This window comes from Deltaproteobacteria bacterium, assembly GCA_030654105.1.
GTDB lineage: Bacteria > Desulfobacterota > SM23-61 > SM23-61 > SM23-61 > JAHJQK01.
Map to the genome: position 1 here is coordinate 1 of JAURYC010000304.1, position 9426 is coordinate 9426.

Annotated in this window: 10 protein-coding genes, 1 tRNA gene and 3 pseudogenes; 8 read left to right on the forward strand and 6 right to left on the reverse strand. The window is 46.7% G+C overall.

The features are described from left to right. Positions 1-138: 138 nt before the first annotated feature. Both Q7V48_13170 and Q7V48_13175 read left to right on the forward strand, forming a co-directional pair. The gene (locus tag Q7V48_13170) at positions 139-348 is read left to right on the forward strand and encodes a hypothetical protein (GenBank protein MDO9211681.1); all 210 of its coding nucleotides are present in this window, start codon (positions 139-141) and stop codon (positions 346-348) included. 723 nt (positions 349-1071) lie between these two features. After that, complete coding sequence (locus Q7V48_13175) at positions 1072-1305, forward strand: hypothetical protein (GenBank protein ID MDO9211682.1); 234 nt, start codon at positions 1072-1074, stop codon at positions 1303-1305. A 135-nt stretch (positions 1306-1440) separates the two neighbouring features. On the opposite strand, the gene Q7V48_13180 is transcribed toward Q7V48_13175, so the two are convergent. From Q7V48_13180 to Q7V48_13200, 5 genes and pseudogenes are all read right to left on the reverse strand, one after another. Beyond that, entirely contained in the window at positions 1441-1734 is a 294-nt protein-coding gene (locus Q7V48_13180; GenBank protein ID MDO9211683.1) for a putative quinol monooxygenase, read from the reverse strand. Positions 1735-2031: 297 nt separating this feature from the next. Beyond that, on the reverse strand, positions 2032-3702 hold the full coding sequence (locus Q7V48_13185) for a transposase (protein MDO9211684.1): 1671 nt from the start codon (positions 3700-3702) through the stop codon (positions 2032-2034). Between the two features lie 28 nt (positions 3703-3730). Next, positions 3731-4111, reverse strand: a complete 381-nt coding sequence (locus Q7V48_13190; GenBank protein ID MDO9211685.1) for a hypothetical protein — start codon at positions 4109-4111, stop codon at positions 3731-3733. Between the two features lie 157 nt (positions 4112-4268). Then, positions 4269-5099: pseudogene (locus Q7V48_13195) on the reverse strand (IS1 family transposase). A gap of 133 nt (positions 5100-5232) precedes the next feature. After that, positions 5233-5326: transfer RNA gene (locus Q7V48_13200), tRNA-Ile, on the reverse strand. Between the two features lie 225 nt (positions 5327-5551). Here Q7V48_13200 and Q7V48_13205 point away from each other — a divergent pair. Genes Q7V48_13205 through Q7V48_13215 form a run of 3 tightly spaced genes read left to right on the forward strand, consistent with a single transcriptional unit; the run spans position 5552 to position 7053 of the window. Beyond that, a complete protein-coding gene (locus tag Q7V48_13205) occupies positions 5552-5863 on the forward strand; it encodes a type II toxin-antitoxin system RelE/ParE family toxin (protein MDO9211686.1) in 312 nt (103 codons plus the stop codon). Continuing rightward, on the forward strand, positions 5853-6497 hold the full coding sequence (locus Q7V48_13210) for a helix-turn-helix transcriptional regulator (protein ID MDO9211687.1): 645 nt from the start codon (positions 5853-5855) through the stop codon (positions 6495-6497). The genes Q7V48_13205 and Q7V48_13210 overlap by 11 nt, the downstream gene beginning before the upstream one ends. Further along, positions 6388-7053 carry a hypothetical protein gene (locus tag Q7V48_13215; protein MDO9211688.1) on the forward strand — a complete coding sequence of 222 codons (666 nt, stop codon included), beginning with the start codon at positions 6388-6390 and terminating at the stop codon, positions 7051-7053. The genes Q7V48_13210 and Q7V48_13215 overlap by 110 nt, the downstream gene beginning before the upstream one ends. Here Q7V48_13215 and Q7V48_13220 read toward each other — a convergent pair whose 3' ends face one another. Beyond that, positions 7054-7257: a hypothetical protein gene (locus Q7V48_13220; GenBank protein MDO9211689.1), complete on the reverse strand. Its 204-nt coding sequence runs from the start codon at positions 7255-7257 to the stop codon at positions 7054-7056. A 287-nt stretch (positions 7258-7544) separates the two neighbouring features. Here Q7V48_13220 and Q7V48_13225 point away from each other — a divergent pair. The 3 genes and pseudogenes from Q7V48_13225 to Q7V48_13235 all read left to right on the forward strand — a co-directional run bounded on the left by Q7V48_13225 (position 7545) and on the right by Q7V48_13235 (position 9044). Continuing rightward, a pseudogene (locus Q7V48_13225) lies at positions 7545-7753 on the forward strand (ferredoxin family protein). A 7-nt stretch (positions 7754-7760) separates the two neighbouring features. Next, positions 7761-8444 (forward strand): annotated as a pseudogene (locus Q7V48_13230) (3-methyl-2-oxobutanoate dehydrogenase subunit beta). A 477-nt stretch (positions 8445-8921) separates the two neighbouring features. Further along, positions 8922-9044 carry a hypothetical protein gene (locus tag Q7V48_13235; GenBank protein MDO9211690.1) on the forward strand — a complete coding sequence of 41 codons (123 nt, stop codon included), beginning with the start codon at positions 8922-8924 and terminating at the stop codon, positions 9042-9044. Positions 9045-9426 lie beyond the last annotated feature (382 nt).

The following is a 9426-nucleotide window of genomic DNA, read 5'->3' on the forward strand; positions in this document are numbered from 1 at the left end:
AGAGGATTACCTTTAGCCTCAATCGGGCCTTAACAAGAAGGGATGAATCGCTTGCAGAATAGGTTATGCACGCTAAGAATCAACGTCCCTCAAACTCTCCTCCATTGGACCGGGGAACCGAGGCGAGAAGATGCCTTAATGGAATTTCCTTATCACTCTGATATGGTGGACGAAGCCGGTTTTCATTTCGACCAGGTGGTTGAACAGATTCTCAACAAAAACTATGATATAAAAAAAGTGCCCGAACGAAAGGTTTGTAAAGAGTGTGACCTCCAGGTATATTGTGGCCGAGAAGGGGTGATCAGATTAGGAGAGGTGGATGATTCAATCTTATCTGGCCAGGGATGAAGGCAAGACGCTCGAATTTAAGGAAAATTGTAAATCCCTGCAACACATTGTTCAGACTGCCGTTGCCTTTGCAAATACTGCGGGTGGTTCCATCGTTATCGGCGTTCGTGACCGAACGAAAGAGGTCGTTGGTATGACCAACCCCCTGGCAGAAGAAGAACGCCTTGCCAATGCATTTGCAGACGGTATTCAACCCCTTCTTATCCCCGACATACAGATCCATTCCTGGCGTGATCGGGAACTCATTGTAGTTACCATACCACATGCAATCGGGTCTTATTATCTCCGATCGGAAGGTCCAGAGTCGGGTGTTTACATTCGTTTGGGATCAACAAATCGGCGGGCGGGCCCTGAAATGATTGCTGAAATTCGCCTCCTATCTCGCAATACCTTCTTTGATGAGCAACCGTGCACGGAAATCAGCTCGGAAGAGGTTGACTTCCGAGCAGCTTCCGAGTTGTTCGCAGCCGTATCACGGCCTCTTAATTCTCCTAAACGAAAATCCCTGGGTCTTGTTGTGGAATACAGAGGGCGAGAAGTTCCTACAAATGGTGCTGTGCTTCTCTTCGGAAAGAATCGAAGTCGTCTTTTCCCAGATGCAAATATTCGCTGCGCTCGATTTCGAGGAACTGATACATCAAGATTTATCTATACATTCTCGCACTCCTTAACAGTCGACTTTATTACAGATGGTTGTATCATCGCGGCAAGCGTAAGGGGGAAATGCTCGAATTGTTTCAAGTCCCGCTTTCCGAGATCCCGGTCAAGTGCATTGACAAGGATGCGCAGAAACCGTTCATCAATCTCATCGACCAAATCCTCTCCGCCAAGAAGCGCGATCCCAAGGCGGACACGGCGGCGTGGGAGCGGGAGATTGACCGGCTGGTCTATGATCTGTACGGCCTGACGGAAGAGGAAATCAAGTTGGTGGAGTTGGCTGGGGTCGGACCAAGGTAACTATATGATTTTCCAAATTTATGTCAAGAAAAAGGGGCTGTTTTCCCGCTTAGAATTGCAATCGATTACCTGGGTCCAGCCCCAGGTAGAGGCTTCTCCCGGCCATTCAGCACGATGGAAGGAGGAAATGATAGATTAGATCGAGTGTATTTCCTCCAGCATGGTTATCTCGGGCTTTCCACCTATAAACTCTCGACTTTTGGCAAAAAATGCTTTGAAATGGGGCGTAGAAGAGTGCGCATCCAAGGCTGCCTTGTCTTTGTAACGCTCCATGATAACAAGGGTGTTGGGATTGGATTGATCCCTGTTCAGGGTGTACATTAAAGTGCCTTCTTCTTCAGCGACCTGAACCATGAGTTCCTTAAAGGCCTGAATGGCTTCTTCAACTTTTCCCTCTTTAATGGGTATCTTGGCAATAACCGAAATCATCCTGGTACCTCCCTTTCTCAATTTATTTCGTTCGGATGAGACCCCATAACACATGGCCCTTTTTTAGTCAAGGGAGGAGGGAGTTGGGTCTGCAATTCAGACAGTAGAGGGAGGTTAGTAGGGGGAGGAGGGGCTGGAGGCAGGTTCTTTCATTTTTTGGAATATCTTGGGAAGGGGGAAAAGATCTTCCTCAGGGGTTTCTATTTGCGGGCGGGTTTGGTGGACAAGGGTGTGTGGTCTTCGACTGGGAGTCGGTGGAAAGTTTTTACATTTAGGGAAAAGGTTGTGGGGCAAAGATTACGGGGGTCGGGCATGATCGAGCTGATGGGCTAGGCTGCGGCGCAGGCGGCGGGTTTTGGTGAGGATCTTTTTGCGGGCTGGCTCGCTGAGAGTGAGGACGAGTTCTTGGTGTTGCAGCGGCGTGAGAAAGGCCATATAATTTTGGTAATAGATGACAATGACGGTCAGGGTGGGGCGCAAAAGTTCCAGGGTGCGGGTACGCGTTTTGGGGTTGAGGGCTTTGCGGCTGATCCGCAGCAAATACCATTGCAACAAGCTATAGGTCAGCAAGACGAAGACAACCTGGTTGGCGATCACGTTGAAGGCGCGGGAGGTGAAAGCTTCTAGGTCGCTAAAACACTTCAGTTGCCGATGCCGTTCTTCGATCGTCTCCCGCAGGCCATATTCTTGGCGGGTGCCGGCCGGTTGCCGGATTGGCGCCGTATCCAGCAACACCCAATAATCCACATGCCCATCGGCGTAAACCTCTCGGTTGACCAGGGCGTTGAGGGGAATGGGACAGGTGGAAAAGGTCTCCAGCCCGTTGACCGCGGCCACCTCCGATCGAACCCGCCGGGTGGAGAGCGCTTTGGGATCTAGGGTCGGGGCTTGGGCTTTCTGTCGGGCCAAGGTTTTTTGTCGGGCCTCCTCCCGCTTTTTGATCCGTTCGGGTCGATGGAGGGGAATGGGTTGGGGGCCGGGAGGAGCGGGCGCCCAGGGTTGGAAGGATAACTGCCCGGCTTGGGCTAGGCCCACCACGTCCTGATAGATCTCCATATTGTGACGCACCGGAATTAGGATGTCGATGCCAAACTCCTGTTTGCAGCGGCCTATCTGGGCGCCATCCAGAAACCCTCGATCCAAAATCAGCCGCTTCATCAACCCCCGGCCATGATTCTGCACAAACTCTTCCACCAGACGGTAAAGAAGAGGACCCTCGTGATCCTGGCCTGCGGTCAGCACCAATCCCGCATAAAGAAAAAACTCCGCTGCCCGATTGGTATGCAGGAGACTGACCAGCTTGTAGCAACGCCGCCAGGTACACCGGGCTCGCTGCTGGGGCGTAAGCTTTGATCCATCCACCGGGTGATTGTGCTCATCAAACAGCATCCGCGACGAGCCTTCATAGCGCGGGTTGTTCGGCAAAAAGAGATAGGTGGCATCCCCGATAAAAATCCCCTCGGGATCGAAAGCATGATGTTGCTTGAAGATCCCAACCACATCCCGATTGAACCAAGTCTGCAGCCCCTGGGCATCGGTCCGCAGGGCCATCTTGCGTAAATAGTCCTGATCGCAAGGGGTCTGCCGATCATACTCGTTCTTGTCATTAAACCCTTGACAACGCAAAGAGATATCCCCGGTCTCCGGATGGACAGCCTTATGCCCCATCTGCGGGCCAAAGGCTTGGACCAGGCCTCCGGAGCGCACCACATAGGGAAAAGCATGAAAAGGATGGACGGCATGAAACCGCATGGAGAGGTCGCTGGCAATGTACACCCACAAAGGAACATCGTGCTTCTGACACGGCGAAGGGTACGTATCGGCCAACTTCCGCAAAATATTTCTCTCCGTAATGGCCCGGAAAAAATCCACCTCGGAGACTTCTCCGACCCCCTCCAAATAATCGAACTCCCCCCGCCGAAACGCCTCGATCACCAACGCATCGTTGCGCTCAAAATACATCGGCATCGAACCGGACTCGGCAGATTCCTTCAGCTCAGGGCTCCTCGCGGCGAAGACTCTCCATCTGATCCAGCACAGCTAAGATCTCCCGACAAATCTCCGTGACCCGGGCCCGCCCCCGGCGAAACCGCAGATACTCCTCGCTCTTCTCCTGAAGCCCCCCCAGCCGCCCCGGCGGAATGGAGAACAGGCGGGTCTTGCCCCCCTCACTCCAACTGAGGACCATACTGCGATGTAACTCTCCCCGGGTGCAGACACAGTTGGGCTTGCCACATTTGCGGGCCATTTCGTAGACATTGCCCTTGACCAACGGGGATCGCCCGAAGGCCACTTCCAGGGAATGCTCCAGGCCTTGGAGTAAACGCCGCAAGGCCTGACGGAGTCGACTGAGGTTGTGAAGCTCTTTCTTCTGCATCTAATTATATTATATTGCATACAGAATTATACAAGTCAAGAAAAAAATCACCTACCCTAAATAAAAATGTCTTTAAAGATAAACTGACGAACTACTCTGACGGGCTCTCCAGAAGAAGTTTGGCTACTGTCTGAATCGCAGGGAGTTGGGTAGTGGGTCAGTTTGAATTTAATAAATTTAAAACCTCTTCAATCCCCCAAACATGATCCGTGACCCCTGCTTCCATAGCGGGAGTAACCCTTAAAGTCTGATGAACCCGGCAAAAATTATAATGCATAAAATGAAGGGCCACCGCATGACCCAGGTTTTCAATCTTCTTTGAGAAAGCATTTGTCAGACGAGTAAATCTCCGCATATTCATCCGCATCGTTAAATTCTGCCTTTCTACATAGCTTGTCGAAACATGTTCGGGATCGGGATTTCCCTGGATATTATTTTTTTCTATTCCTATGCATTCGGCTGGACTGTAACGAACCTCACTTTCTGGACTACTCCCATATATTTTTATTAATTGACTAAAATCAACTTCACTTCCAAAGGTATTCTCTACAGCGTCTAAATACATTTTATGCCCATCCGTAGTCAATTGAACTTTATTTTTTAACCTGCCGGCTAAATCATTCATAAAGAGGGTAGCATTATGAAGATCACGCCTTCCGATTCTCCAAGAAGGAACTAACTTAGAATCGGCACAAAGGGCAGTGAATGTCCAGGTATCTCCAAAGCCAAAGGTGCCTTTTTTCCCTTTGGGGACATTCTTTTCTTTGGCGTAGCAGAAAGCCCAAATTTCATCGCACTGCAAGCGCTTGCAAGAAAGGTTACGGAGCGCCTTGTCTTGATATTCGGCTCAAGCCCTGCCAATTTGGGCCAGCAATTTAAGGACTGTTCCCTTTGCTGTTCCTGTCATTCTGCACGTTGCCCTGATTGAATTTCCCTCTACCAGAGCGGCCAAAACCTGTTTTTGTTTTTCTGGTTTTAAAGTATTCATGACATGATTATACTTGAGCGTTCAAGCATTGTCAAGAAAAAAATGCTTGACAAAATTTTTTTTCCCCCTTAATTTAAAAATGCTAATGCGCTCAAGCTTTCGCCAGTAAAGGCCGATAGCAGGAGCGAAGGGGCGGAGGGTGAGGGATTCGAACCCTCGTTAGGTGGGATCATCACCTACAGCCGATTATAAATCGGTCCCCATGAGCCAGTCTCGGGCAACCCTCCGCATAGCTATTAGGCCCCGAAATCGCTTTTTGCAGCTTTTTTTCGGGGCCTTTTTGTTTAAATTATCTTTTAATTACAATATAATGAATGTATTATAATAAAAATATTATAATAAAGTCAATCATTTTTTTCTTGCAAATATAATTTTTTTATTATAATATTATGGCATATTGGACGATAAAAATATTCATAACGCCGCGGGGCGATAACGAGATTCATGATTGGTTGAACGCCCAAGGACCAAAAGTTAGGGCGAAGGCTGACAAAATTATTAGACATCTTGAAATAGAAAAGGAATGGAAACGACCATATTTTGACAAGTTTCAAGGGCATGGAAAGTTACATGAAATTCGTATTAAATGTTTCGGCAACGAATATAGGTTGATAGGATGTTTTGGTCCGCAGCAGAAAGATTTTACTATCCTAATTGGGGCTATTGAGAAGAATCATGGTAAATACGAACCCCGATCAGTATTAGAAATTGCCGAAGAAAGAATAACGTTGATTGAAGACAAGAGGTATACCGATGAATATTAAGCGAAGAGATAAGTTAATAGAATTATTGAAAAATAAAGAATATCGCGACGCATTTGTTTCTGAACATATTGATACGGGATTGCCATTTCAAATTAAGGCATTGCGTGAAGAAAGAGAATGGTCACAAGAAAAACTCGGGAACAAGGCAGGAATGCATCAGGAAAGAATTTCTGCTCTTGAAGATCCAAATTATGCGAAGTTTACCTTGAAGACACTAAAAAGATTGGCATCTGCATTTGACATTGCATTAATGGTCGTATTTGTTCCTTTTAGTAAACTATTAGACTGGGAAAGCAATTTATCTCCAGAATCCCTTCGAGCTGCAAGCTTTGAAAAAGACAACTTTTCAAAACCTACTATCGCTAAAGAAGAAAGATTAGCGGAAAGTATTCGCGATAAAATCAATCCGCCTATGGTGTCACAACTTTGGTATGCTTTCGGGGAACCTCCAAAATTACCAGAAGCGCTTATTTTTTCATATCAAAAGCAAGGAATAGAATCTGGAAGCACAATGGAGGAACAGTATGGAATTAAAATCGGTCAACTTGGCGCGGTCAATTTGGTTGGGTCCATTAATCGACTTGAACCCAAGGGGAATAAATATTTATCCTATCATCATTCCTCTACTCATTGATTCATATAAATTTAAGATATTTCCCTCTCCCAAAGAAAAAATAGATGAAGGAGGAGGGCTAAAATTTGAGCAGGGAGAATTTAAAACTAAAGAAGGTGCATTGCCCCTTGCGGTAAACCTTACTATTTTTAGGGATGGTTTGGTAGCAGATACCCGTTCTTCTACAAAAGAAACAGATGATTTTTTGAGGGAAATTCTTACAAGATTAAGTGAAGAACTCAACATGTCAGATTATCGTAAAGTAATTAAAAAAATAAATTATTTAAGTCAAATCTTTATTTCCACAGACAAATCATTAGAACTAATTAATCCAAGGGTTAAAGAAATTTCTGATTACTTATCCCGAACGATTCTTGGATTTGAAAAAACCTCTTTTGAGTTGGGTGGGATATTTTTTTGGGCAGATCAAAGGTTACCAATTAATCCAGTACCCTTCATGATTGAAAGGGCTCTTGGTGTTCCTTTTGGGGAAAATAGATATTACTCTTCTGCTCCATTACAGACAGACGAACACTTTCAATTATTAAAGAAATTCGAGGAAATATTAATACAGTAATTAACTTTTCCATCTTGCCTTAGCTGCCTTCCGAGCTATTTCCTTACGTTTTTTAGCAGAAAGAATTTTCGCTCTTGCTGGCCCTCCTTTTAACCCTCCAAGCCTTCCAAGTGCAACGGCCGCAGGATTCTTTTCTTTTGCAAACGTTTGCAATACTTTTTGGGGTTTTTCTTTTATAGCTTCCTTTACAATCTGGAAAGCCATTGTATTAACGTCTGAGGGTCTTCTCTTAGTATCCATGCTTTAACGTTAGCATAACCGCTCAAGCATGTCAATATCTAAGAAATTTCGAATTGACCCACTACCGGGAGTTGTTAAGGTTATCCTTGACAGCCGGAAATTCCTTTTCTAATATCACATAAGGAGATAATGAGACTTTATTGATTCATAGGAAAAACCAAAAATCCTTTTCGGGTAACATCCAAAGAGATAGCAGCCTTGTGAGGAAGGATCATGTTTATAAAAATTCATGGTAGGTTCGGTTGGCTGAGATGAAAGGAAAAATAAGTATTTCCCACGAATTCTGCAAAGGTTGTGAAATTTGTATTTCTTTTGTCCCCAAAAGATAATTTCACTATCGTCCGCATTGAACAGCAACGGCTATTTGACCGCTGTCTTCAAAAATAGCGATGACTGCACAGGTTGCGCCGTTTGCGCGACCGTATGCCCGGAAGCGGCCATAGAGGTATACCGTGGCTAAAATCCTCATGGATGGCAACAGGGCCATTGGAGAGGCAGCCATAAGGGCAGGGTGCCAGTGCTATTTTGGTTACCCCATTACTCCGCAAAATGAGTTGATCGAGTATATGGCCGCGCACCTGGCCAGGAAGAGAGACTGTGCCTTCGTCCAAGCAGAGAGCGAGATTGCGGCCATAAACATGGTATATGGGGCCAGCATCGTCGGCGTCCGGGCGATGACCTCTTCTTCCAGCCCCGGGATCAGCCTCAAACAGGAAGGTATTTCTTTTTTGGCTGCTTGCGAGCTTCCGGCTGTCATTGTCAACATGTCCAGGGGCGGGCCTGGTCTGGGAAGCATTGCCGCGGCGCAGTCAGATTATTTTCAGGCCACGCGGGGGGGCGGCCATGGAGACTATCGTACGATCGTACTTGCTCCCTCCTCCGTCCAGGAACTTGCCGACCTCACCCACAGGGCTTTCGATCTGGCCGACAAATATCGGATCCCGGTTATCATCCTGGGCGATGGCGTACTCGGGCAGATGATGGAGCCGGTGGAATTCAAGCACGAGGCCCCGGCAAAACTTCCTCTAAGGGACGACGCCCTGCGGGGAGCCAAAGGCCGGCCCAGTAAAGTCGTAAAAACCTTCACGTCCAATCCGATGGAACTGGAGGAAATCAACTGGAGCCTGTTTCGGCGATACTCTTTGATCCAGAGAGTCGAGGTAGATGGGACATAGGCTCTAAAACAACTTGTGATATACCCAGCTCTCTTTAGTATCGCATCCTCCGAAAAAACGATGCCCCAGTAAAATGAAATAGAACCTACGTCATAGAGGGTCAGGTCTCCACTGTTCACTTGGTCAGGAATTGGGGTCAAATTTTAATGCAGACCTTAATGCTATCTATCTTGTGGATGGAAGCCGAGCCTCAGGAATTGCCTATTTACCTGAGTAGTCATAGCCGCCTTGGGAGGAGGTAACGAATCTTAAGAGAGCTCGGATGTAATAAGCTCGTTGGGCTTTTCAATTACTTTTTCCCCTTCCTCCGCCCATTTGGTAAAAACCCTCTCAAAGATATTTGATCGAGCATCAGAGCCTCCCCACCGGCTTGCTTGTCAAGAATTTTTATTCTATGGTTGGGTCACCGTAGGCAAGAAAAGAAGCTGGCTGAAGACGAATGGAGGAAGAACTATGGAAAAAGATGCCAGGTTGTTTGATTATATCTTCAACTCCAACTCGGTGGCGATCATCGGAGCATCCCCTCATGATCTGGCCACTCTCGCCCAGATGAACACGAAAATTACAACCTCATGATCAAAAAAGCGTTTATGGATAAGGGATTCCCCGTGTATTCAACCCTGGACGCAACGATAAAAACTCTTTCCAATTTATACAAATTCGGTCAAGGCCGGAGACAGGAGTAAATCACTCAAGAATCGCTGCTTTTACGGCAATCGCCACTTCCAGGAAAGGCTGGTCATCGAATATCGTATGGTATGCTAAAAAAGGTGAGTAAACTTTTAAAAATAATTAGTTCGAAGGACGGGAATGAGCGACAATAAATTTTCCTACCAATTGATCGAAACGCTGTCCAGCTTGGAGCGGGCGGCAAAGCTTCTCGCCGAAGAAAAAATCATCGGCGTGGACCTCGAAGCGGACTCTCTATACCATTACCGGGGAAAAGTTTGCCTTATTC